General features: G+C 39.7%; 25 protein-coding genes and 1 pseudogene. 7 read left to right on the forward strand and 19 right to left on the reverse strand.

The window, feature by feature from the left end; all coding sequences use genetic code 11:
• Positions 1-162 precede the first annotated feature (162 nt).
• Together FJU10_RS14105 and FJU10_RS14110 are read left to right on the forward strand one after the other, a co-directional pair.
• Positions 163-654 (forward strand): PH domain-containing protein, encoded by a 492-nt coding sequence (locus tag FJU10_RS14105; RefSeq protein ID WP_189372338.1) that lies wholly within the window; start codon positions 163-165, stop codon positions 652-654.
• On the forward strand, positions 644-2,113 hold the full coding sequence (locus FJU10_RS14110; RefSeq protein ID WP_140966196.1) for a PH domain-containing protein: 1,470 nt from the start codon (positions 644-646) through the stop codon (positions 2,111-2,113). The genes FJU10_RS14105 and FJU10_RS14110 overlap by 11 nt, the downstream gene beginning before the upstream one ends.
• A 115-nt stretch (positions 2,114-2,228) precedes the next feature.
• On the opposite strand, the gene FJU10_RS14115 is transcribed toward FJU10_RS14110, so the two are convergent.
• From FJU10_RS14115 to FJU10_RS14150, 8 genes and pseudogenes are all read right to left on the reverse strand, one after another.
• The gene (locus FJU10_RS14115; protein WP_140966197.1) at positions 2,229-3,191 is read right to left on the reverse strand and encodes a transketolase family protein; all 963 of its coding nucleotides are present in this window, start codon (positions 3,189-3,191) and stop codon (positions 2,229-2,231) included.
• A 3-nt stretch (positions 3,192-3,194) separates the two neighbouring features.
• Positions 3,195-4,052, reverse strand: coding sequence for a transketolase (locus tag FJU10_RS14120; protein WP_140966198.1), 858 nt, complete (start codon positions 4,050-4,052; stop codon positions 3,195-3,197).
• A gap of 22 nt (positions 4,053-4,074) precedes the next feature.
• Positions 4,075-5,438: pseudogene (locus FJU10_RS14125) on the reverse strand (PTS ascorbate transporter subunit IIC).
• A gap of 16 nt (positions 5,439-5,454) precedes the next feature.
• Positions 5,455-5,736 carry a PTS sugar transporter subunit IIB gene (locus tag FJU10_RS14130; RefSeq protein WP_005227537.1) on the reverse strand — a complete coding sequence of 94 codons (282 nt, stop codon included), beginning with the start codon at positions 5,734-5,736 and terminating at the stop codon, positions 5,455-5,457.
• Positions 5,733-7,772, reverse strand: a complete 2,040-nt coding sequence (locus tag FJU10_RS14135; protein ID WP_086299098.1) for a BglG family transcription antiterminator — start codon at positions 7,770-7,772, stop codon at positions 5,733-5,735. Before FJU10_RS14135 ends, FJU10_RS14130 begins: the two co-directional genes overlap by 4 nt.
• 363 nt (positions 7,773-8,135) lie before the next feature.
• On the reverse strand, positions 8,136-9,398 hold the full coding sequence (locus tag FJU10_RS14140; protein WP_140966199.1) for a PTS sugar transporter subunit IIC: 1,263 nt from the start codon (positions 9,396-9,398) through the stop codon (positions 8,136-8,138).
• 14 nt (positions 9,399-9,412) lie between these two features.
• A complete protein-coding gene (locus FJU10_RS14145) occupies positions 9,413-10,138 on the reverse strand; it encodes a glucosamine-6-phosphate deaminase (RefSeq protein WP_034878070.1) in 726 nt (241 codons plus the stop codon).
• Positions 10,139-10,140: 2 nt separating this feature from the next.
• Positions 10,141-11,466 (reverse strand): 6-phospho-beta-glucosidase, encoded by a 1,326-nt coding sequence (locus tag FJU10_RS14150; protein ID WP_016619912.1) that lies wholly within the window; start codon positions 11,464-11,466, stop codon positions 10,141-10,143.
• 145 nt (positions 11,467-11,611) lie between these two features.
• Between FJU10_RS14150 and FJU10_RS14155 the strand changes: the two genes are divergently transcribed.
• Positions 11,612-12,364 (forward strand): MurR/RpiR family transcriptional regulator, encoded by a 753-nt coding sequence (locus FJU10_RS14155; RefSeq protein ID WP_005232077.1) that lies wholly within the window; start codon positions 11,612-11,614, stop codon positions 12,362-12,364.
• 205 nt (positions 12,365-12,569) lie between these two features.
• Here the strand turns inward: FJU10_RS14155 and FJU10_RS14160 are convergent, their stop codons facing one another.
• Together FJU10_RS14160 and FJU10_RS14165 are read right to left on the reverse strand one after the other, a co-directional pair.
• Positions 12,570-13,898 carry a PTS sugar transporter subunit IIC gene (locus FJU10_RS14160; RefSeq protein ID WP_005227522.1) on the reverse strand — a complete coding sequence of 443 codons (1,329 nt, stop codon included), beginning with the start codon at positions 13,896-13,898 and terminating at the stop codon, positions 12,570-12,572.
• A 144-nt stretch (positions 13,899-14,042) separates the two neighbouring features.
• Positions 14,043-14,756 (reverse strand): GntR family transcriptional regulator, encoded by a 714-nt coding sequence (locus tag FJU10_RS14165; RefSeq protein WP_086372609.1) that lies wholly within the window; start codon positions 14,754-14,756, stop codon positions 14,043-14,045.
• Between the two features lie 167 nt (positions 14,757-14,923).
• Here FJU10_RS14165 and FJU10_RS14170 point away from each other — a divergent pair, with 167 nt between their 5' ends.
• A complete protein-coding gene (locus FJU10_RS14170) occupies positions 14,924-16,348 on the forward strand; it encodes a glycoside hydrolase family 1 protein (RefSeq protein WP_140966200.1) in 1,425 nt (474 codons plus the stop codon).
• Between the two features lie 505 nt (positions 16,349-16,853).
• Here FJU10_RS14170 and FJU10_RS14180 read toward each other — a convergent pair.
• Positions 16,854-16,970 (reverse strand): putative holin-like toxin, encoded by a 117-nt coding sequence (locus FJU10_RS14180; protein WP_080646931.1) that lies wholly within the window; start codon positions 16,968-16,970, stop codon positions 16,854-16,856.
• Between the two features lie 367 nt (positions 16,971-17,337).
• Here FJU10_RS14180 and FJU10_RS14185 point away from each other — a divergent pair, with 367 nt between their 5' ends.
• Positions 17,338-18,171, forward strand: a complete 834-nt coding sequence (locus FJU10_RS14185) for an AraC family transcriptional regulator (protein WP_101698837.1) — start codon at positions 17,338-17,340, stop codon at positions 18,169-18,171.
• Entirely contained in the window at positions 18,164-18,583 is a 420-nt protein-coding gene (locus FJU10_RS14190) for a DUF2000 domain-containing protein (RefSeq protein ID WP_005232083.1), read from the forward strand. Before FJU10_RS14185 ends, FJU10_RS14190 begins: the two co-directional genes overlap by 8 nt.
• Positions 18,584-18,776: 193 nt before the next feature.
• Here FJU10_RS14190 and FJU10_RS14195 read toward each other — a convergent pair whose 3' ends face one another.
• The 3 genes from FJU10_RS14195 to FJU10_RS14205 form a co-directional block, all read right to left on the reverse strand.
• The gene (locus FJU10_RS14195; protein WP_086299091.1) at positions 18,777-19,319 is read right to left on the reverse strand and encodes a DUF3267 domain-containing protein; all 543 of its coding nucleotides are present in this window, start codon (positions 19,317-19,319) and stop codon (positions 18,777-18,779) included.
• 58 nt (positions 19,320-19,377) lie between these two features.
• Complete coding sequence (locus tag FJU10_RS14200) at positions 19,378-19,695, reverse strand: hypothetical protein (protein WP_005232089.1); 318 nt, start codon at positions 19,693-19,695, stop codon at positions 19,378-19,380.
• Between the two features lie 459 nt (positions 19,696-20,154).
• Positions 20,155-21,279 carry a GGDEF domain-containing protein gene (locus FJU10_RS14205; protein WP_223273077.1) on the reverse strand — a complete coding sequence of 375 codons (1,125 nt, stop codon included), beginning with the start codon at positions 21,277-21,279 and terminating at the stop codon, positions 20,155-20,157.
• A 136-nt stretch (positions 21,280-21,415) separates the two neighbouring features.
• Between FJU10_RS14205 and FJU10_RS14210 the strand changes: the two genes are divergently transcribed.
• Positions 21,416-22,159: an EAL domain-containing protein gene (locus FJU10_RS14210; protein ID WP_061053741.1), complete on the forward strand. Its 744-nt coding sequence runs from the start codon at positions 21,416-21,418 to the stop codon at positions 22,157-22,159.
• A gap of 373 nt (positions 22,160-22,532) precedes the next feature.
• Here FJU10_RS14210 and FJU10_RS14215 read toward each other — a convergent pair whose 3' ends face one another.
• From FJU10_RS14215 to FJU10_RS14235, 5 genes are all read right to left on the reverse strand, one after another.
• Entirely contained in the window at positions 22,533-22,880 is a 348-nt protein-coding gene (locus tag FJU10_RS14215; RefSeq protein WP_016611346.1) for a DUF7006 family protein, read from the reverse strand.
• A gap of 125 nt (positions 22,881-23,005) precedes the next feature.
• Positions 23,006-23,401 (reverse strand): hypothetical protein, encoded by a 396-nt coding sequence (locus FJU10_RS14220; protein WP_086299089.1) that lies wholly within the window; start codon positions 23,399-23,401, stop codon positions 23,006-23,008.
• Between the two features lie 173 nt (positions 23,402-23,574).
• Positions 23,575-23,904, reverse strand: coding sequence for an LPXTG cell wall anchor domain-containing protein (locus FJU10_RS14225; protein ID WP_008377889.1), 330 nt, complete (start codon positions 23,902-23,904; stop codon positions 23,575-23,577).
• A 34-nt stretch (positions 23,905-23,938) separates the two neighbouring features.
• Positions 23,939-24,502: a hypothetical protein gene (locus tag FJU10_RS14230; protein WP_008377887.1), complete on the reverse strand. Its 564-nt coding sequence runs from the start codon at positions 24,500-24,502 to the stop codon at positions 23,939-23,941.
• 24 nt (positions 24,503-24,526) lie between these two features.
• Positions 24,527-25,045: a hypothetical protein gene (locus FJU10_RS14235; RefSeq protein ID WP_034871937.1), complete on the reverse strand. Its 519-nt coding sequence runs from the start codon at positions 25,043-25,045 to the stop codon at positions 24,527-24,529.
• Positions 25,046-25,056: the final 11 nt, after the last annotated feature.

Genomic DNA, 25,056 nt, shown 5'->3' on the forward strand with positions numbered 1-25,056 from the left:
GCTCATTGGTTAGCTAAACGTGGCTTTTTCTTTTTTTTACCTATTCGCAAAAATATTTAAATCACAATTAACTATTTTTAATTCCTGACCTTGTTTTTTTCTTCTATCTCCACTATATTTGTGGGTAACCCTATTTATTTCTATGTAGAGAGGATGTTTCCCTTGAATTATCCCTTATTAAATGAACAAATGCCTCAAACCATCATTCGTGTTTGGCGGTTGCGAAGGATTACGTCACTGATTATTTTCAGCCTGATTTTCGCTGCTTCTTTTTGGTTTCTAGCCACGCAAAACTGGCTGCATTTCTGGGTGATCACCCTTTGGTCAAGCGTATTGGCGCTGACTTTGATCAGCCATCTGCTTTCTTTTGTGCTAATGAGCTACCGTTACAAATTCCATCGCTACGAGATCCAAGAAAATGATATCGCCATTCAACACGGCTATCTATTCCGCAGCACCACGTATATTCCGATCCGCCGAATCCAGCATATCGAAACAGACCAAGGGATCTTTTTGCGAAAATACTCCTTAGTCTCCTTACAGATCCATACGGCTGCCACCAACCACACCATTGAAGGCCTACCAGTGGCGCAAGCCGAACGCTTGCGAGAAACCATTATGACTTTAGTCGAGGTGGTCAAAGATGATCTATGAAAAACAACGACTGCCGTTGCTGTGTATCGGTCTTTATTGGTTCAAAAATTGCAAAAATTTTCTGGTACTAGCGTTTCTGCTTGTATTCAAATTATTCAACGACGCCCCTTCTTTGCCAATGATTCTGGGCGGCATTCTGCTATTTTTACTGGTCTGTTTGATTTTTGCGGTACTGTCATACACCCGCTTTACCTTTCAAATCGATCAAACGAGTGTGCTAGTCAACAAAGGACTCTTTATCCAAAAACAAACGATTTTGCCGTTTGAACGCATCCAAACCATTCAAGAGAATCATTACTTTTATTTACGTCCGTTTAAACTAGCTGAAGTGAAATTGGAAAGCGCCGCAAGTTCGAGTGGCGAAGCCGAAATTCTTTTCCCAGCGTTGCCGCTGGTTCTCATTGCCTCCATCGAAGCGTCAAAAAAAGCAGCTGCGACACCACAAGAGCCGACTGCCCAAGCAGCTAGTGGAGAAGAACCAACCAATAATTACGCTACTGTTTTTTCGGGTGAGGAAACAGCAAATCCGCCGTTAGAAACATTCACTTTGAAATTCAAGGAGATTTTCTTGTTTTCTATCACTGATTTTTCTGTTTTCACCTTGGTTCTAGTCATCGGCTACAACGTGCTCGACAACATTCCCAATCTCTTTGCCTATGCATCGGAATTGCAACAACTCGGCCTTTTATTAGGTGCTGCGCTTTTGCTAGGACTGCTGATTTTGTTTTTCTTCCTTGCGATCGCTAGAAATCTTTTCCGCTATTATGGCTTTACGGTGGAAACGAACCAGCAACAGCTGCTGATCACGCAAGGCTTGTTTTCTAAACGACACCAAACGATACCCCTCGCTAGGATCCAAGGGCTAAGTGTCGAACAAAACCTTTATCGCCGGATCTTTCATCTAAGCTCCGTCAAGTTACTGCTGGCTGCTGGCAGTTCTTCAGAAAGCGATGATACGGTCTATCTGTTCCCCATTTTAAAAGAGGCGCAGCTGACCGAAACATTGGCCCGCTTTTTACCCGAATGGTCGTTTCAACAAACCGCTCTAGTGAAAAATCCGCGACCCAACTTTTGGTACTTTTGCCGTTGGCCACTGCTTCTCGGGCTGCTTGCTGTAGGAATCTCCGCCTTCTTTTTCTGGTGGTTAGCGCTGATTTTCTTCGTGTTCTTTGGTTCCTTCGTGTTATCAAGCATCTGGCGGGGCAAAATACAAGGCTATCAATTTTTAGACAACCACGTATTGTTGTGTCAAACGATTCGCGGCTTATCAAAGGTGACCGCTTATCTGAAGAAAAATAAAATCCAAGATTTCACCGTCACCACGACGTATTGGCAGCACAAAAAAGGGCTTGGCAAGTCACAGCTGACCATCAAAACCGAAGATACTCTCACCGAAAGTAAGCTGTTCTACTTTCCATTAACTGAAGCAGAAAAGTTACGGCGCTGGTTTTTGTCTTAGTTCACACAAAAAAACGTCAAACAGCAGGACTTACGCGCTGTTTGACGCTTTTTTACAAGACCTGAAAGGAATGAAAAGGAAGCATCAACCATTGATTCGTTGATGCTTCCTTTTTCTATCCCTTGACCTTCCCCTCGACGATTTGCTGCTTGATTGAAGCAGCATCTAAGCCATATTCTTTTTGCAGAAAGTCGGGTGTGCCGACTTGGCCAAATCGTTCGTTGACACCAATACGTTTTAAGGAGACAGCACTGCCAGTTTCAGCAAGCACTTCGGCGACGGCACTCCCTAGTCCACCGGTGATAGAATGATTTTCGATGGTGATGACTTGCCGTTTCCCCTGAACTTCACGGATGATCAGTTCTTTATCGATCGGTTTGATGGTAAACATATCGATCACTTCACAGCTGATTCCTACTTCTGCTAATTCTTCTGCCACTTGCAGTGTTTCAGAAACCAATTGGCCACTGGCAATCAACAATAGTTCATCGCCTGGTCTTAAAATATTGCCTTTTCCTAGTTCAAAGGTCGAGCCTTTTTCATAAATTGTCGGAACCGCTTTCCGATTGCCTCGTACGTAATGAATGCCTGATAATTGGCTAAAGGTGTTTATGATCCACGCCATTTGGACTTCATCCGCTGCATCGCAGACGATCGACTGGGGAATCATTCGCATCAAAGCCACATCTTCCCATGTCGTATGGGTGCCGCCGTTGTGCCCGACTGCAAACCCTGGATCAGAACCGTAAATGTTGATCGTATTGCCGCCATAACCGCCAGAAATAAACAACTGATCGAATACCCGACGCGTCGCAAATGGCCCAAAGGTGTGGATAAAAGGTGTATAGCCAGTTAAACTCAAGCCAGCCGCAACGCCAACCATATTGGCTTCCGCGATCCCCATGTTGACAAAGCGTTGGGGATGTTTGTTAGCAATCGTTGTCCAGCCACTGGCAGAGCCAAGGTCGGCATCCAACGCAACTAGCTGGTTATTTTCATCCATGAGTTCCACCAATGTGTCAACGACACATGTTCGCAGCTCTTTACCAGCAGCAGTGGTTTTGCTTAATGTAAACATTCCTTAGCGTCCTCCTTCGATTTTTATCGTCAATTCTTTGATTGCCGCTTCTGCCGCTTGATTGATTTCATCCGTGGTAAACTTCACGGAGTGATTGGCATCTAGTTCTTCAAAGAAAGGAACGCCTTGTCCTTTCACGCTGTCCAAGACAATGCAAACCGCTTGGTCTTCGATTGCTTTGCAACGCTCGATTGCCTCATCAATGGCATGCATGTCTGCCCCTAGAACTTTTTCTGTATAAAAGCCAAAAGCAGTCATCTTCTGCTGGATGTCAAAGGGATCAAGAATGTCTTTGGTTGGCCCATCTAGCTGTTTTTTATTGTCATCAATAATGACGATACAGTGATTCAGTTTGAAGTGGGCAATGTATTGGAAGGCTTCCCAGCACTGTCCTTCATTTAGTTCGCCATCTCCGACGATCAAATAAACAAAATTGTCCTTGCCTGCCAAGCGCAGACCCGTCGCGATCCCAGCAGCCATGGAAGTCCCCTGCCCCAGTGAACCTGTGGTGGCATCAACCCCTGGCGTTTTCCAGCGATCCGGATGGGAAGGTAGTCTCGTGCCGCCCTCATTGATCGTCCATAACCACGACCGATCAAAATAGCCACTATTTGCTAATGCACTATACAGTGCGGCGCCGGCATGCCCTTTTGATAAAACGAGTCGGTCACGGTCCGCCCACTGTGGATCTTGTGGATTGATCCGCATCTGTTTGCCGTACAAAACGGCCAATAGTTCAACAATTGAAAAGGAACCGCCCAGATGGCCTTGCCCCATTTTCTTGATGCTGCAAAGGGTATCTAAACGAATCTTTGCCGCTAATCTTTCGAGTTCGTGGTATTCTTGTTCACTGATTGCCACTATTTATCCCTCCATCCTCTATTTATTCAGAAACAGATTTTGCCCGGCTGTTTTTCTTGAAAATCGTCAATCCGATCAAGACCGCGACTACCGCAATTATCCCTGAGAAGATGGCGATTTGACCGCCCATATTGGCTAAGTTTCCTAGGAAGATCCCTGCAACTCCATAGTCGGTATCAGAGAAAGTTGAGCCTTGGAACCCAAGATCCCCCATGACTGGCATCAACAAGATCGGCATGAAGCTGATAATGATCCCATGAATAAAGGAACCAATGACGGCGCCTCGCACACCACCCGTTGCATTGCCGTAAACACCTGCCGTTGCGCCACAGAAGAAATGGGGCACGACACCTGGAATAATAACGGTTGTTCCTGTGAAGACCATGATGATCAAACTAACGATTCCACCGACAAAGCTGGTTAGAAAACCAATCAGAACAGCATTTGGCGCATAAGGAAAGACAATCGGACAATCCAATGCAGGAATCGCATTAGGAACAAGCTTTTCGGAAATCCCTTTAAAGCTGGTACGATTTCTGCCAAAATCAGACGGACACCAGCTAAAATCACAAAGACACCAGCGGCAAACGAACCGGCTTGCTGCAACGAATAAATGATCGAGTTCGTGCCATTGCTAAGATTTTCTGTAATAAATTCACTCCCAGCAAAAATTGCTACGATCACGTATACAACAGCCATCGTAATCGTGATACTAACAGTAGAGTCCCGCAAGAAAGACAGGCCTTTCGGAAAATTGATGTCTTCGGTAGATTTTTCCTTATTGCCGACGTATTTCCCAATCAATCCGCTCAATGCATAGCCGAAGTTCCCCGTATGCCCCAATGCGACGGAATCATTTTTAGTAATTTCTCGAGTAAACGGTTGTGCGATCGCTGGGAAAATCGTGTTACAGATCCCTAACGCTAAGCCGCCAAATAAAACTAGATTAAAAGTATTCATTCCAGTAACGCTCAAAATCACCGCAATCATGCAAGCCATATACAACGTGGCATGCCCAGTCAAATAAATGTATTTAAAGCGAGTGATACGGGCAATCAAAATATTGAAGGCCATTCCGGCTAACATAATAAGTGCGGTATAGGTGCCGTAAGTCGTCAAAGCCAGCGCAACGATTGCTTCGTTATTTGGGACGACCCCTTGCATGTTAAAGGCTGCTTGGAACATCTCCCCAAATGGCGCCAGAGAGCTTTCGATCACCCCAGCCCCGGCAGTGACCACGAGAAACCCAACAAAGGTTTTGATGCCCCCTTTGACGATCGTGGCAATGTCTTTTTTCTGCAGCACATTCCCCAAAACGGCGATCAGTGCAACTAGGATCGCTGGGGTACTCGCGATATCAACAAGAATATCTAAAAATTCGTTCATGACTGTCTACTCCTTTTTATAGTAATCCTTTTTCCTGACAAACGGCTTGAACCTTTTGCTTCAATTCATCGAGATCGATAATACTGTCTAACACCACGATCTCACCTAGATGCTGCGCACTATCGGCTAAATCGCCACCAACAAAGAAAACATCCGCCATATCGGGTGCGGCACTTCCTAAATCATAATGGGACACTTCCACACCTGAGACACCCAATTCATTTAAAACAGAATTGATATTCATCTCCACCATAAAACTTGATCCTAATCCTGACCCACACACTGCTGCAAATTTCATTTTTCATCTTCTCCTTCTCTGATCACTTCAATTATTTGATCCGCAGTGGTTGCGGAAAGTAACGCAGTTAGTTTTTCATTATTCGACAAAATTTTTGTTAAACTCGCTAACGCTTTTAGATGGAGCTCATTGTCAACCGCCGCCAAACATATAAACACTTGAATGGGGTGTTGCGGATCATCATTTAAAAGCACTGGCTCTTTGACTTTTAATAACGACATCCCGATCGCATTGACCCCATCTTCTGGACGCGCATGGGGCAAAGCGATGCCTTTTCCAATATGGATAAAAGGACCGTGATCTACCACTTTATTGATCATGGCGGTTATATACTGTTCCTCAATTTTATTGGTCTTTTTTAATGGCGCAGCAGCTTCTCGAATGGCTTCTTGCCAAGTCAGCGGCACCTCAGTAAATTGGATGGTTTCTGCTGTTAATAAATCTGATAACATCGGACGTTGGTCTTCCCTTCTATTCAATTCTCGATTGATTTTTCTTTGCAAAATTTTTCTCAGCTTTTGCTTACTGATGCCTGCTTTTAAATCAACATAGGGCAAAATCACTTCTAACACATCGTCAATGGAATGCAAACCAGTTTTTGAAGGAAAGAATGCCGCTTGTACGTTTCTAAGCAGTTCATCCTTCTCAATGGGCGTCATAATCGGATTGATCACATAACATGGTCGTTTGGTTTTGATCGGGGCACTGGAAAAAATCAGATCAATCTCGTCATTGAAACGAACATTTTCATACTCTTCGATCGAACGAGCCGGAAAAAAATGGATCTGGGGAAACAGTTCCTTTAATTCTGATTCCAAAATCAAGGATGAACTGATGCCGCTTGGGCAGACAACTAATGCATTCAATTGGAAGTAATCACGTTTGGCCTTTTGTTTACTGATTTCTCCACCAAACAAAATCGTAAAATAACCGATTTCTTCATCAGGGATCGTACCGACTAGGTCTTCTAAAGAACCCAGTGCTCGTCTCGTCAGTTCAAACAACTCATTGTATTGCAGCTTGATTTCTTCAATCAGTACATTCTCCAGTGGAAAACCGTAGCGGATTCGAAAATACGCCGGGACAAGATGATAGAATGTGTTCATCAAAAGGGTGCGATAGTCCACAAACTCGATAGCTGCCAGCCGTTCCATTTCATGAATGATCTTACTGGCACATTCCAATAAAAACTCTAATGAAGTATCTTCGATATCTCCTTGCAGAATCGTTTTCAACAGGATCGTTACATAAAGTTCTTCTGTTTTCCGATCTTTGATGGCAGGAAATTCTGCTAAAAACTGCTGACTAACTTGATGGACATGCAGCGACTGTAGCAGCGATGTTTCTGTCTCCGCTAAAGAAACAGACGTTTCTGCCATCCGAAAGGATAAATAATTAAGAAAATAAAGCATTTCTTCGAAGCGGCTCGGTACGATCACCAGATTGAAGGCAGTCAATGTTGCGGACAAACGATCTCTTATTTGAATATACATCGTTTTATTCTGCTCATAGATTCCCTCAAATAAAAGCAAATTCCCATTTTTCGTATTGGATAACGCACTGACTTTTCGAAAAGCAAGAGCGCGAATCTGATATTCCTCTCCCTCTAGATAAAAGCCATATTTTCGAGAGTACAATAGTTGAATCTTGAAAGCTGCAAGTTCCTCTCTGATCCCCTTTAAATCCTTCAAAATCGTATTTTTACTGACATAGAACAGCTCTTGAAACTGGTAGACGGATAAGTCTTTCTCTGCTGAAAAAGTCAGAAGATAAATCAAGGACCGCCGCTCTTCTTCCGAAAAAAACAACGTGTTCTTCTGGACATCGAAAAGAATTTCCGCCCATTTTCGTTGAATCAGCGAAGGAATCAAAACTTCTCCCTCATGCATCGTGATTCGTTGATTCAACCGCTGTTCAGTGATTTGATTGATCTTGGCAATCTCCGCCAGAAATTCCTCATCCCTCCACTTCGTCAACTGAAGAAACGCCTCAATATTTGGTTCTGAAAACAGATACGTCAATTTGAAATGAATCATATTTGCTACCCCCACCTAAACTATAGCTTGCACAAAATGAAATCGCCATCATTTCTCGGCACAACTGAAACTCCGTTTTTTTTAAACGATGGACCGAAGAGGAGATTTCAAGGATTACCATAACATCCAATAAAGTATTCGAGAAGGTTTTATTGATAGAAGCAAATGATAAAAAATACAACATTAAAAAAAGCGAATCATTTACTGATTCGCTTAGATAATGATGCTATTTGTTGTTTTATTATTGAAACTATCAGAATCATGAAGGACAATCGTCTTTTTTCCAATATACTTTTTTAAAGTTATTTTCTAATACCTAAAAATACTTATCTTAATGAATGATGGAAAATAGGCTTCTTCTATCTACTCACTTATACTCAAAGGAATCGTTGTTCCCGTTTCTTGCGCCTCTGCGGTTTCATTTTTCACTTGCTGCTTTTCCAATATTTTGAAAAATGGCATATAAATAAAATATGAAATGAAAATCGATACAAAAGACCAAACGGCTGCTCCAATACTACCATTAGTAGCTAAATAAGGACCAATAATAGGAGGAATAGTCCATGGAACTTGAATAACAATCGGTCCTACTATACCAATATTCATTAAGATATACGTACCGATACATAGGACCATAGGCGTTGCTATAAACGGAATAAGCATTACAGGATTCATCACAATAGGCAAACCAAAAATAACCGGTTCATTGATACAAAAAATAGCTGACGGCAAAGATAATCGTCCAATCGACTTATACATCTTACTTCTGGAATGGAGCATATTTAACACTAGACCGAGTGTTGCTCCAGTTCCGCCTAAACACATAAAGACAATCCAAAATCCATCGGCAAAAACATGAGGTACTTCTGCACCACTTTGAAAAGCTGCCGTATTATCAGCAAGATAACTTAGGAAAACAGGGGTCGCAATTCCAGACAAAACATTGTCTCCGTGGATTCCACATATCCATAGCAAACAAACGAGAAGTGTGTATAACAGCATGCCTGGGAGTGTTCCCATCCCTTGCATTAAAGGTTGGAAAACAATAGTAATGATTTCATTGATATCAACCCCTAATAAAGTTCTGACGATCCATATAACGGTCAGAATAAATGCCCCTGGGATTAACGTTGCAAAAGAAGTTGCTACAGTGGGCGGCACACCTTCTGGCATTTTTATTACAATATTATGAGTGACAAACCATTTAAAAGCATGAGTGACAAATACCCCAACAATGATCGCGGTAAACATACCACTAGCACCAAAATTAGCCAAATTTATCGTCCAGTCATCGTTTAATGTTGCTAGAAGAAAGCCGATAGTTGTGAGCATCGAATTAGAAATAGCATCAACACCAAACTCTTTTCCTAAATGATAGCCTATGCCAATTGCAGATATCAGTCCAAGGATTCCGAACGTAACATTGACTGGTGCATTCAACTGCAGTCCCCAATTTGACACAAAATCCATCCATGACTGTATTGGAAAGTTACCAATGATTAGGAAGATACTTCCAACAATAGTAAAAGGAATCGTCATGGAAATCCCATTTCTTATAGCAACTAAGTGTTTACTATTGCCTATTTTCAGCAATATAGGCAATACCTTGTTCTCAATGACCTGCATCTTTTTTCCTCCTTTTAGTTCACGACTTCCTTATCAACCACCAATACAGGATCTTTGTGCAACCATAGAGAAGTAACTGGACACTCTTTTGTAATCGTACCGCATAGAAACTGTTGTATCGCAGATTTCTTTTTTGCTCCACTAGCTTGTACGATCATTGTTCCAGATTGTAATAATTGTCCTATCCCTAACGTAATTCCTTTCGTACGATCAACTTTCTCGTCTGAAAAATATTTTTTCCCAACACTTTGGGTTGATTCGTCTAAGTTCACTATATGAGCTTTATCTTCGAAGGACGAACCAGGCTCATTAAAACCTAAGTGACCATTTTCTCCAACCCCAAGCAAACTCAGTGTTAATCCTCCATTCTCCTCGATAAATTTATCAGCTTTTTTGCATTCCTCATTTAAATCATCGGCTAAAGGATCAAATGTGTGAAGTTGCTTTAGGTCAATAGGAACCCGATTGAATAAGTTTCTTTTTAAATAGGATAGACAACTGCCTTCATTTTTCGGATCGATTCCAACCCATTCATCTAGTTCAATAAACTTTGCCTGGGATAAATCTATTTCTTTGTTGATTGCTGCTTCTGCAATGATGTTAAGCGTTCCTACGGGTGTATCACCACCTGCAAAGCAATATAACCCATTTGGCTTTTCTTTTAAGACATCTAAAATGAGTTTTGCACAGATCTTACTGACTTCTTGGTAATTTGCCTCAACATAGTATTTTACTTTCATTGTCATTCTCCTTTAAAAAAATTCGGCAGATATTCTTTGTGTGCTAAAAGCATTTCATCAAGTAGTTGCTTTGCTGTCCTATCACTTGGAACTAAGGGATTGATCGTCATCGCTAATAAAGCAGTGTTATAGTCTCCCGTAACAGCTGCTTGGGCCGCTATACGTTCAAAAGACTTAATTTGTTGAACTAGTCCTTTGATAGGAATAGGTAATTCACCTGTAGTCAAAGGGATCGGTCCTTGTTTTGTAATCAAACAATTTACTTCAACCGCTGAATCACAATCGATATCACTGATGGCACCATTATTTCTTGTATTGACCGTTTGAATATCACGTTTGTCATTATAGATGGAATTAATTAAATTACATGCTGCTTCACTATAATAAGCGCCCCCACGTTCTGACAATTGAGGTGGTTTGATTGCTAGATGTTCATCTTTATAAAGTTCAAACAACTCATGCTCGATTTTCTGCACAACTTCTGCACGAGTTCCTTCTTTCTCTGCTGATCGTTTTTGCTCAGACAACATAGTAGCTGTTTGATAGTAATACCTTAAATAGCCGATGGGAATCATGCCAAGTGTTCGGAAAAAATTTGGTTCCCATTCTAAATCAGCAATGTTTTTCAGACCAACTGCATCGCCAGTATCTTGCGTCATCAATGTAAGTACTTTTTGGGTCACATCAATCCCTTTATGATAAATCTTTTTCGCAAAAACCATATGATTTAGCCCAGTAAATTCAACATATAATTCTTCTTTGGGTACTTTTAATGTTTCTGCAATGCCACGTTCTATTCCAATTGGTCCATTACACAAACCTACTACTCTACGCATATTGCTATGGCGTAAGACAGCTTCTGTCACCATGCCAGCTGGATTAGTGAAGTTGATCAGCCATGCTTCTGGGCAAAGGCGCTCCATATCTTTCACTATTTCTAAGATAACAGGAATCGTGCGTAATCCTTTAAAAAGCCCTCCTGGACCATTCGTTTCTTGTCCAATCGTGTCATATGTTAAAGGAATTCTCTCGTCTTTCGCTCGCGCTTCCAAAAGACCTACACGAAATTGCGTCGTAACGAAGTCCGCATCCTTTAATGCCGCTTCACGATCAAGAGTCATATAAATTTTCATTGGAAGGTTCGCTTTTTTTACCATACGTTTAGCAAGTTCCCCAACTATTTCTAATTTCTCTCTTCCTTGTTCAATATCCACAAGCCATAATTCTGAAATCGGTAATTCAGCATATCGTTTAATAAATCCTTCTATCAATTCTGGTGTATAACTTGATCCACCGCCAATTGTTGCAATTTTTATTCCTTTATCCATCCTGAAACACTCCTTTAACTTAACTACATGGTCAGTATAGATTATTTTTATCCCCTTAAATACCGCTTTTAAGTAAACGGTTACAAAAACAGACGATTGACACCGGTTACAATCCTGTTACAATTTGTAACAGGAGGGGATTACTATGTTGTTTCTTGACTATCAACCAGACTTAAATGAAACGGATATTGAGGTATATAAAGCAATTATTTCAGAGGTAAATGCAGTTGCTTCCATGAGTATTCGAGAATTAGCTGAGAAAAGTCATACGAGTACTGCCAGCGTATTACGCTTTTGTAAAAAATTTCGCTGTACCGGTTTTTCTGAATTTAAAATTTACCTTAGTGCGTATCTCGAATCTCTTAAAGAAGAAAAAGAGGTAAAAACACTTGATTTTGAGAGTGAACTCTTGAATTTTTTAGCACGGACACAAGACAAATTCTTTGAAGATAAATTTGATGAGGCAGTTCACTTATTGATGGAAAAAGAGCTGATTATTTTTATTGGCGTAGGCTCCTCAAATGTTGTTGCTGAATATGGTTCTCTTTATTTCTCGTCACTATTTAACATGGCGATTCGCATTGAAGATCCTAGTAATTATCCTATTAATTACCTATCCACTGAGTTAGCAAAAAAAATGTGTATCGTCGCTTTATCCGTTTCCGGCGAGACCACAGAAATCATTCAATATTTAAATCATTTGAATCTATCAGAAAGCTCAGTAATAGGAATTACCAGCAGCTCTAATTCAACACTTTCTAAATTAGCTGATATTTCAATAACCTATAATATTTCGCTAGAAAAAATTAATGAAGCTGATATTACAACCCAGATACCGGCAATGTATATTATTGAAAAGTTAGCCAAAACCGTGAGAAATAGAATGGAAACTCAATAGATTTGTATAAAAAAATTCTTGCTAATAAATTCTTCAGGTAATTCTTTCCGTCTAAACACAAGTTCACCGACCGATATTTCCACAAAAAAAAGAGACTCACATGTATCTATGTGGTCTCTTTTTGATATACAAATTTGTTCAATTTATTTGTTTCTCTTCCCTTTGGTTTGAGAAGACTTCAAAAATCTTGTGAAGTTTCCTCTTCTCAATCATTTGCCTCTTCATTTCCTATTGTTGAGGTAACTTTTTCATCGATACGTAAAAATGGTAAGTAGATAAAAACACTCACAGCAATGATCGCAATTTGCAAGACTGATGCTCGCCAATCGCCACCAGTTGCTAAAAATCCAGATATGACGGGAGGAGTGGTCCAAGGTATCTGCACGACTACATGATTGATCAAACCAACAGCTGTCGCAAAATATGCAACTGTTAGGGAAAAAATCGGCGCCAATACAAATGGAATAATCAAACTAATATTGAAAACAATTGGTAAACCAAAAATGATTGGTTCACTGATATTAAAAAGTGCTGGAGTTACGGATAATTTTGCAAAGTCTTTGTAATCTTTACGACGACTAAAGATAAAAATAGCAATTAGCAAAGCAATAGTATTTCCTGACCCTCCCATAACAGCAAACGTATCTTTAAATGCCATGTTTATGATATGTGGAATATCTTCTCTATTCGCATAAGCAGCCATATTCTCTTGCATATTTTGAATCAAGAACGGATCGAGAAGTGAACCTGATATCACTGCTTGATGAATTCCAAACCCAAAAAAGAGATTTGCAATTGAGGTAATTAAGAGGAACCCTGGTAAACCTGTCGTTACCCTACTTAAAGGCCCAGTGATTAGAGTAGTAATCAACGAATTAACATCCATATTGAATAATTGATTGACAGCAAATGAACCAATTGCGAAGGTAGTCACGGTAATCATGATTGGAATAAGGACGTTAAAAGACTTCAACACAGCTGGAGGGATATTTCCTGACAATTGAATTTGTAACTTTTTATTATTAGATAACTTAATAAAGAGTTCCGTAGCAGCTAAGCCCACAAAAATTCCAACGAACATTCCTGACGCACCAGTATGAGTGACAGGAATAACCCCACCTACTTCCAGCGCTTCTTGACTTCCTTCTGGTGTAAACATCGTCATCATAGGGGTGAGAACAATAAACGTTGAAATAGCGACTAGAACAGCAGCAATATGATTTGTATAATTTCTGCTAACACACATATGATAAGAAACTGCCGCAACAACTAATAGTGTCGTTATACTTAGCGTTCCATTACTGATGGAAGTCCCGATCTCTTGAATCGTCGTTAATGTTGCTGGATCAATAATATTTCCCATAAATCCTGTTGGCTCTAAAATAACATAGTTGATCAATGTAACAAATCCCGCCAACATCATAAAAGGCATAAAAGTGGCGAAAGCATCCCTTAGTGTTCGAAGATGAATCTGGTTTCCTAACCTTGTGGCTATTATTCCGAACTTTTCAAAAATAGCATCTTTTTTACTCATAATTCCAATCAGTCTCCTTTTTTAGTTGTAAGCGATTGCTTATGGGATGATCATACACCAGCTCTTCCAAAAAGTAAATATCTTTATTTAAAATTATATATCTTTTTTGAAAGTCAAAAAAAGACCAACGAAATTCGTTAGTCTTCACTTCTCAACAAAAACTGCTTCAAAAATAAAATCTTTGTATAAATGTCTCGAAAGAGAATATTCAAACGGTATACCAGAAGACAATGACACCACTTTGTCTACCTCTATCATAAACTCGCCTGGTTTTACAGAAAGAATTTCCGCATCGAAATCATTTGCCACATCCCCTTTGATCCAAATATGGGAAGATTTAATCTCTAGACCAAGCTCATTTGTAATGTAGCCATATACAGAACGTTTCAAATGCTTTGGTTCTAACCCCGGTATAACAGAAAGCGGCATAAACGTTTGCTCAATAGAATAAGGCTGTTCATCAATAAAACGACTTCTAATAATATTATAGACATACTCTTTTTGATTTATTTCTAAAATTTCTGCAACTTCATTCGATGGCAACTCAATTGAGAACGTATGGATTTCAGAAGTCACATGTTCTTCCCCTACTAAATCAAAAAGACCTTCATTTGGTCCAAACACTTTCGAATTATCAATTGGTCTGCGTAGAACTTCCGTTCCAAATCCACTACGTGTTCGTAAAACTCCCTCTGATACTAGCATATCAATACCTTTCTTCACAGTGAGCTTACTTGTTTGATACTCATACGCAAGTTCATCGCCCGTAGGTAATTTTTCACCGATTTGATAGGTTCCATTGGCAATTTTTTTCTTTACCTCCGTATAAACCTCCATATATTTTGGCTGTTTCTTCATAACTTACTCCCTCATACTCATCTCTATTACTTATACTTTAACATAAAAATTGTCTTTTTACAGCTAAAACCATACCCACCATAAAAAGATATATATTTTTAATAAAAAGTATTTATTTATATCAAAAGCAATGTTACACTGTTAAAAACGAACAGGAGGAAACGATAATGTCAATACATACTCAGTTAACATTTCCAGATGACTTTTGGTGGGGATCCGCTTGGTCAGCAGAACAATCTGAAGGGCGTGGAGAAACAGGAAAAGCAGAGACCGTATGGGATCGGTGGTTTCACGAAGAACCTCATCGTTTTTATAAACGAATTGGACCTAGTATTACGACAGACCATATCCATCGTTACCACGAAGATATTCAATTGATGAAACAAACCGGGCACAATTCATTTCGGGTGTCTATCTCATGGGCACGAATGTTTCCAAATGATGGGGGTGGTAAAGCGAACGAGAAAGCGATAGCCTATTATCGAGATCTTTTTACCGAAATGAAAAATAATAATATCAAAGTTTTTGCGAATCTCTATCATTTTGACATGCCAGCAAAATTACAAGATAAAGGGGGATGGGAATCACGTGAAGTTGTTGAAGCTTATGTAAATTTTGCTGATACCTGTTTTCTAGCGTTTGGCGACTTAGTTTATCATTGGTTCACCTTTAACGAACCTTTGGGGCCAATCTTGGGCTCTTATTTAGAAGATTTTCACTATCCAAATCTCATTGATTTTAAACGTGGTGCTCAAGCAGCGTTCTTTACCATATTAGCCCATGCAAAAGCCATTCAAACTTTTAAAAAATACCAGCTATCTAGCAAAATCGGAGTAATTCTCAATTTGAGTCCGACTTTCCCAAGAAGCCAAAATTCAGCAGATAAAAAAGCAGCAGAAATTGCGGATCTTTTTTATACTCGTAGTTTCTTAGATACCATGGTCAAAGGAGTATTTCCAGAAAAACTAGTCTCTTTGCTGGAAGAATATGACCAATTACCCGTTGATTTCAATGACACAGACCTAAAAATTATTGAAGAGAATACCGCGCAGATACTTGGTCTAAACTACTATGAACCACGCCGTGTCAAAGCAAGAACTTCTGCCGTTAATTTAGAAAGTCCATTCTTACCAGAATGGTTCTTTGAACCGCATATTATGCCTGGTCGTCGAATGAATGAATATCGTGGATGGGAAATCTATGAAAAAGGAATTTATGATTTATGTATGGACATCAAAAATAACTATGGAAATATTGAATCCTTTATCTCAGAAAACGGTATGGGTGTTGCTAATGAAGAACGGTTCATGGATGAAAATGGACAGGTGATTGATGACTATCGCATTGAATTTATCCAGGATCATCTCGCCTATTTATGGAAAGCAATTCAAGATGGCTGTAATATAAAAGGGTATCATCTATGGACATTCATTGATTGTTGGTCATGGATCAATGCATATAAAAACCGCTACGGCTTAGTTTCTTTAGATTTAGCCACACAGAAACGTACAATAAAGAAAAGTGGCTTGTTTTACAAGGAACTAAGTAAGCAAAACGGTTTTTCCTACGATCTCGAGCGATTGGTAGATTAGCATTCACGAATATGATCGATAGTGATCTGTATAGAAGAAACCTGTTGCCACAACTCCTCTCTAGCACCTTTTAAGAAGGCGACAGGGTTTTATTAGTAAAAAAATAACCGTTTCCTTGCTAAAGTCGACGGTTATTTTTTTGTTATTTTTCACTGTGGCTAGGATACGAAAGAGCAGCACGGCAATAAATATACCAGAATTTATCTGGAACTTATTAGCCGCTAGTTTCGATAATAATGCTTCCCTTTTCTTTAAACATTGCATTCGTTTTTAGATGTTCGAACACTTTTCAAAAATGACTACATCGAACACCTTATTCCAATTGAGAATAAGGTTTTGCCTATGTCGCTTATCGATTTTGTTTGAAAATATCCTTGTTAAAGTTGAAAAATCACTCTCTTCTTGCTATACTAACTATGTAAAGAGGAGTTGTTGCCACAACCCCTCTGCAGCGCCATTTAAGACGGCGACAGGTTTTTTAACTTAAAAGATAACCGTTTCCCTGTTAAAGTCGACGGTTATTTTTTTTGTCATTTTTCACTGCGGCTAGGATACCAAAGATCAGCATGGCGGTAAATGTACCAAAACTGATCATTAGCCCGATTGCTTCCGCTGTGGACAAAAAGGCTTCTCCTTTCTGAAGAGTTAGTACTTACATTCATAAGCACCACCACCTTTCAAAGATAGCCACCGTCACAAACTTTACTGCAGTCAAATGGTACCATACTTCCATCAATAAAACTTTCAAATGCCAAGGATTTATCGTTATTTTTTTCACGGTGCATGGTCTATTTGCTTTGATTCATTCCATAGAATCGTCAAAATATACTGCTGTTCTTTCTTCAAGGCTGATCCGCTCTTTCCCGACATTCTCCAGTCCCTTTTCTCAGTCCCAATCAAGGGCCTCCATCAAGAAAAATAGTCAAAAGTCAATATCATTCTATTCACCAAAAACCACTTTTGTTATAGTAACAAAAAGGAGAATGCAGATGAGAAATGAACGAAAAATCATTCAAGATAGCACCCTTGGTGTAGAGGCTTTATTATTTAACGGCATCCAGCAGGAGTTTCCTAACCATTGGCACGAATATTATGTGATTGGCTTGATGGAAGCTGGGACGCGTCAATTCACCTGTCAAAATACCTGCTATATCGTTGAAGCAGGCGACTTGATTTTGATTCCGCCAAATGCTGCCCACCGCTGCCAGCAACTCACGGAGGAAAAGCTGGTTTACCGCAATATCCACTTAACCCCGGAGAACATGGCGGTACAAGTACAAAAAATTTTTAACACTCAATTGACGCCGCACTTTCCTGAACCGGTCATTCGCCAAGTGAAAGAAAAAGAGGAATTTCATGCAGTGCACCAGCTGTTGCTGTCGGATCGCGGCGATGAGTTTGAAAAACAAGAACGCTTTACTTGTCTCCTTCACGACCTGCTTGTTCAGTATGCGGATTTCACCCACGAACAAACAGATCCGGTTTCAAATAAAGCCGCAGCGGCAAAAGCCTATATCGATCAACATTATGCCGAAAAATTGTCCTTGAGTGAATTAAGTGACGGTCTTGGAATGAATCAGTACGTCTTGATTCGGCAATTTACCAAAGCGTATGGGCTGTCGCCGTTTCAATATTTAAGTACGGTGCGCATCAGTGCTGCCAAGAAAAGACTGGAAGCACAAGAAGCAATTGCAGAAGTCGCTTTTCTGACAGGTTTTAGTGACCAAAGTCATTTTACCCGTATCTTTAAAAGCTTGATTGGGGTCACCCCCAAAGCTTACCAAACAATTTACCAAGAAGATGGGGTGAGAACGTATGAATAACCAAGAAAAATGTGTCATGATTATCGATGAACAATTACCGATTGGCTTAGTTGCAAATACTGCAGCAATTTTAGGCGCAACCTTAGGCAAATTGTTTCCCGAAGGAATCGGAGAAGATATTTACGATTCGACGGGCAGAAAACACCTTGGCATTGTCAACTTTCCCATTCCTATCTTAAAAACGAACAAGGAACAGTTGCAGACCATTCGTGAATCGATCAGTCAGCAAGCAGATCCAGAAGTAACCATCATTGATTTTTCCGACGTTGCTCAGACCACCAATTCTTACGAGCAATACCGTCAGACGCTTGAGACGATTCCCACAGAAACACTGGCTTATTTTGGTCTTTGTTTAAAAGGCAAGAAAAAGAGTATCAATAAAGTCGCTGGTAGTTTGCCGTTGTATCGGTAAAGCGCTAGTAAGAAAACGGTCGTTTAAAACAAATTTTCTTTTTGTCGGCCGAACAGTCTTCTTGCTATATACGTTATTTATAAACAGTCTTACAAAAAACAAACACTTTTGAGGTGTTTGTTTTTTTGTAAGAGATTTTCTAGCATACATTTTCTTGCTCTTTGATTTTGCCAAGATCAATTGAAAAAATAAACTACTCTCCTTGATAAATATTCAACCCCACTTCAGTATCTTCTACACAACTGTTCGCTGGTGCTTTAACAATCAGAAAAAGAAAGTAAAAGTCTCCCACACAAGAAGCGGCATGTGCGGTAGCAATCAAGGTAAAAAGAGATGCCGTCAACCAGCCAAATAAATATAATAGAAAGAGGCCCACAGAAATGCCAATGAATGGCGCCAATAAAATGATGGCAAATTTCCCTTTTGAATAAAAGGAATGGGGACTCGTGGCATATGCTACCCCATTTTTGAACCCAAACTTTACCTTCCCTTTAGGGTCAAAAAGCTTGAAGAAGGCACCATGAATCAATTCATGAACAATGATGAGAATAAAATACGCAACCATTAAGAGCAAAAGATCGAAAATAAACGAAGTTTCAGCATTTGACCCATGACCACCTAAGACAAAGAGTGTAAAGAACACATAGAAAAAAATAAAACTAGGGATCGCCGCGAGATTCAATCTCTTTATTGTTTTTTTATCATCCATTAAATTAATTTGTTTGAGTAATTTCATCGCTGTTCTCCTTTTCTTTTCGACATTCTTCTTAGTACTTAATTTCTATGAATTCCCTTTACCCAACCAACAAGAGCAGCAAACACAAAACCAGTGCCGTTAAAACGAAGAGGAAATTGATCGTTTCTGGCGCACCTTCGATCCTTCTCTTTAATGGCGGAGGACGAAAACTTGGATTCATGCTTTTCGTTTGGTAGTCCACGCTGCTTGATAAAAAGCTGTCGGAAGGGATCATAAACACCAAGAGAACGCCATAAATAATGGATGCAGGAATCAGGAGTGAGCATTTGGCTAAGTAGCCAATCAGTAGACTCACGATCAAAGGAATAGCTACGTATAAAGCACTTTGGTACAGTGATCGCCGAATTGGTTTCATAGGGAAGTCTCCTTAGTCAGTCTTCGTTACACACAGGAAAAAAATAATTTTATTTACTTATCAAATAAATATACCATTGCTTTCTAAGGGTGTAAACACGCAGAAAACCAATTCGATGCTGCCAAGTGCGGCTACCCAATGCTTGGTGCAAAAAAAGAAGTGGTTTCTTCCCACTTCTTAAAAAGCACTCTCCTTGCCTTTCTATCCTCGCTTAACCTCTCAAGATAATCGGAAACCGTTTAGTAAACCATTATACTTACCAGATTGCTTCCCCTCTTCCTTTTGAAAAAGCTACAACGCTGGACAAAGAAGCCTGCGAACATTGTCTCTTTATTAAAACTTCTTCTGAAAAGCATTCGTCTAAAAAAATCATACGGCCTTGTCTTTCCTTTTGGTTTCCTACAACACCCAATCTACTTGAGAAAAGACTGCAGAACCTTCTTTAGAAAAGCAAGCGTCTCAAGAAAATATGATCGTGCGGTTTCTGCCCTTCCTTTTGGCTTCGTACAATGCTTGATCCGCTTGATAAAAGATTTCTGAAATGTCTAACGTAGGACCTGCTTCTGAAATCCCTGCTGAAAAGTAAAGGGTCAGTTGTGTTCCCTCTAGTTTCAACTGTTCATTACTTAAGAACAAATGAAATTCTTCAATAATTTTTTTCACTGACACGGAAGTATTCTCTTTAAATAGGACTAAAAATTCTTCGCCACCATACCGATAGACTTCGATTAAATGGGAAGGACTTTTTTGATAGAGAAATGTCGTCAGTTTATCCGAAAAGAAGGTTAAGGCTTGATTGCCGATTTGATGTCCATGGTGATCATTGATCTGCTTAAAATGATCTAAATCCATCATCACCACGACCAGCTGATCCTTCTCGTTTATCACCAATTTTGAAATATCTTCGTTCAAACTACGGAAATTTTTTACCTTCGTCAACTCATCATAATTGCGCTCAATGATCTTCGTATTGATTTTTTCGAGAAAGTTTTTTTGATTCTGCAGATAATACTTCCATAAAGAAACGATTGCCACTGATCCAATCCCTAAAGTGACAGCATCCCAAAGACCAACTTCACGGCGATGAAAAAGCAATGCATTGACCATCGGCGAGACAACCGTAACCACAATCGAAAATAGATAAAAGACAGTATGATTTGTCTGTCCGTAAAATCTTTTCTTTAATAAGCAAGTAATGATTAAAATGATGTAATTTAATCCGATAATAAAGAGCATGGCTCCCCATTCGAATTTATTGATCAATGCAAAAAAAGTTAGCAAGATGACGGGGACCAGCCCAATCAGATATATTTTTTCTTTGAGGATACCAAAATAATAAATAAAGATTGGAATCGTATATTCATACGCAACATAACCGATACTGTTCAAAGAAAATGATATAATAAAGTAGACTTGCGAAATGAACAGAACGACACCGATAAGAATTTTAAATGACAAGCGTAAATTCAATTCTTTGAAGTTCTTGATAAACAGATCATACGAAATGAGCAAGCTTACAACTAAAACAGAATAGATCGCAGCATAAATCAGATGGACAAACACACTATTCCTTCTTTCTTTCATAGATTTTTCTTTAAAATCCTTCGCCCATGATTTTGAAAGGCTCGATTCTTTAACAATGCAGGTAAAGAACTCGATCTTCCTTTCCTGCACTTCATGAAACCAAAAATAAAACTACCCCAGAAAGGAGCAGAAACCAATGTCTGAGAAAATAGAACAAGAACTCTTATCGATATTTCCTCAATTATATTTTGATGCCCAGCCTATCTTTCAAATGAAAGCAGATAGTCAGAAAGTGATTGGCTACGAATTATTATTGAGAAGTACCGAAAGAAATAGGTTTCCCCTTTCCTTCTTCCAGCAAGTGATCAAATACAAAAAGCTACACACTCGCTTACTGCAATGGTACCGAAATGAAATTTTCAGCTTACTTCACCCGAATGAAGAAACAAAAATCAGTCTTAATATCCACCCGCAACAACTCAGCTACCCAGAAACCTTTCTGATGTTAGCTGACTTAGCACCCTACCATGATCGTATTTTGATTGAGATCACCGAAGACGATACGGAACCTTCTATCGCCTGTGATCCCAAGTCTTTTCTTATGAACAAAATCAACCAAATAAAAAAGATGCGCTTTTCTGTCGCATTGGATGATGTAGGGACAGGCATTCATTCACTGACAAATATTGCACCGATGCTGGATAAAATCGATGTGATCAAATTTTCGCCTATCTCGTTGCGAGTGCTGTCCCAAAAGGAGATTTTCTTTTTGATCGACTTCTGGCGAAATATCGCCAGCAATCGTAAAATCCAATTTATTGTCGAAGGGGTCGAAACCTCGGATATCCATGAGTACTTGCTTGAAGAAGAGATTTTTCTTCAACAAGGGTTTTATTTGGACAAACCTTCCCCAGCTAATCAATTAATGCGAAAAAAATAGCCATCGCGTCGTTTATTTTTCTCACTATACGCGATTAAAAATAAACGAATATTAAAAAAATGAACAGATGCCCTTCAAATATAACACAAATAATTTTATTTGCAGAATTTTTACTGATTCGGCATCGTTTTAACGGTGATTTTACATGAGAGGGAGTAGAAACCAAAGCAAAGACCTTTTTCAGATAGATGAATAGACAAAAAGCATTCAAGAAACCAATTCCTGAATGCTTTTTGTCTATTCACCCTTTTTTTCGATACAAACCTTCTATTTCAATCGCACACCTTTACTAATTGCAGAAACATTAAAAATACTCATCACTTCTTACCAAATCGTTTTGCTAGAAGTGATTCCGACTATTCCCCTCCTTGATTTATCTCACGTTGAAAACCAGAGAATGCTTCGTTTCCATTCCTAGATTGTAACCGCACAATTCTTTCAGATAAAAGCGATAATCTTTTTCGACGATTCGGATGATCTCGTCATCGGAAAAATCGTCAAATCGCATCATTTCTGTGACTAAAACCAGTTTGGCATCGATTCCCAGAATATCTGGGGTGATCGCCCAAAATGTTTCTGGAGAAATCCCTGCTACCAATTGATCAAGTAACGTTAATTGCTTTTCTACATAAGAGGCTAAGGCACCATTTTCACGATTGGAATCCGTAAATTTCTTTTGAAATCCATCAAGATATTCTATCTTTGAAGTAAATACAGTCAAGCTTCTTTGCTCCTTTCTTTGAGGGGAACAAGCCCCCTTATTTTCTTCCTAAGTCTCAGCCTATTCTTTTTCGTTATCTATTCACTACTTTTTCTAGCTACTGAAAAAACACCAAGGTCCAGTAGTCAATGAAGAATATCCAGCAACCCTCTGACCAGCTGCTTGTAATGCTCTTTTTGATCCTTCGCCTCATCTTCTGCCTTGATTGAAAGACTTTGCTCAATTGCTTCTTGAGGCATCAACAAATGGGTGTTCAAATTTGAGATGTACGAGACGCATTCTTCCAACAACTGATACTCTTTTTGTAGGACACTAGGTACTTTATACGTACGAAAAATGAACAAATAGCGAGCATTCGCTTTTATTTCTTCTATGTGATTATTTTCTAATAAGTAACGCATCTTATCTATTTGTTCCCCTTCGGGATAGGGGCTAGAATCTGCAGTCAGCAGATGATAATAGTAGCCAATATATTCACTATTTATGATGGTTCTTTCAAACGCTTCTTTCCTGATCTTCATCTTCTGTATCCTTTCAAAACTATCACTGACCTCACTTATACAGCGTTTGTGGTATCACTAAGGACTGCTTACCTTTTTGATTCATTTTTTATCCGCTCTACTCTTTCATTAAAAAAGAGAAACTGTAAGTTTTCCTCACAGTTTCTCCTTTACGCTTCTAGCGATGACGATAGTTAAGGAGCGACGCTTTCACCGTGCTTCTTTTTTCTTGTCGCTGCAATGACAAACAGTACTAAGAGTGCATACCCAAGGATGATCAAACGAGTGGTGTTTGAAGAACCTGTTTGCGGTAATTTCCCTTGTCCGATTTGAGAAGCATCTGCGACGATCGTTTTCTTATTGTCATCGTCTGCTTCTTCCTCTTCCTTCGCTGTTTCACCAATTCGACCAGTCACAGTGACCTGCCCTGTTGTCGCCTCTGCGACAACGGTTTCTGATAGATCCCAGACAGTCAGAGCCAGTAATGCAGCGATGAAAAAAATGATTCTTTTTCGTTTTTTCATACGATAGATCCCTTCTTTACTGGGATTTCAGTTTTTAGTCTTCCTCTACATCCGGCGCAAAACTCAAGACCAATTTGAAACTTGGGTTTGATTCTTCTGATGCATTGACAGGAGTTGCTTCACCAGTGAACGCAAACGTCCCTTCATTCGTTCCTTGGTTGCCTTCAAGGGTAAACAATTCTGTTTCTGTTACAGTTGGTGTGCCGTTTTCAAACAACTCAATCCCGTTTACGTTTAACAAGTCTACTTCAGACATATTCAATGGTGTATCAACACCTGCAACAGAAGCGATCACACCAACTGCTGAGTTATTTGTCACTGTGTACGTAGGCGAAACGATCTCTGTATGACTTGACGCTTCTGTCGTATAGAACAAAGCAGTCGTTGGAATCGTTACATTGATCCATTGGTTCAAATCATCGGGATTTGGTCCAGGTGTTGTATTATCGAATTCACCGATGATCCCGTTTACTTGGACATCTCCTGACGTATCGCCTTCACGTCCGTCAATAGTTTGTGTCGCAAAAGCGGTGGTGCCGCTTGCGATTACTCCTGCGATCGTTGCTGTACTTAGAATAGCTGCTACAAATTTTTTCATTTTTATTTCCTCACTTTTCCTTTTTTAATTCTTAACGATAATCGTTAATTCAGCTTCAGTGACCCCTTGTTTTTCTTTGCTTTCAGGGTCGTAAATATTGATGGTGGCTTTGGCAGGATACTCGCCTTTTGCCAATGGTGTCGCCAAGGCGACATTTTCAACAAATTGATTTGGATAGATCGCACCGGAAGAATAGATGACTTCCCCGCTCGACAGTAAAGAGATATCCACGGCGATTGGGTACACATTGGTGCCTGGATTAACGATTTCGATGGATCCCGTGCTTTGACCATCTTCAAAAATGGCTTCTGGATTGATTTGCAGGGTGAAATAATTCGCATCTGCAATTTCCTGCGCCCGTTCAGATAATCGCTGATCGGTGGCATCGCCAGATTCAGGCAAAAGGTCTGCACTGATCAACGGAACCGCTTCTTTTGATTGATAGAAATAGTACCCGAGTCCACCGGCAAGTACGGCCAATAGCAACAACCACCAGAGCCATTTCCGTCGTTTTTTATTTTCGGTTTGATTCGTTTGCTCCAATGGATTCACCT

This window comes from Enterococcus sp. OL5 (assembly GCF_006491895.1).
In the GTDB taxonomy this organism is placed as follows: Bacteria; Bacillota; Bacilli; order Lactobacillales; family Enterococcaceae; genus Enterococcus_D; species Enterococcus_D innesii.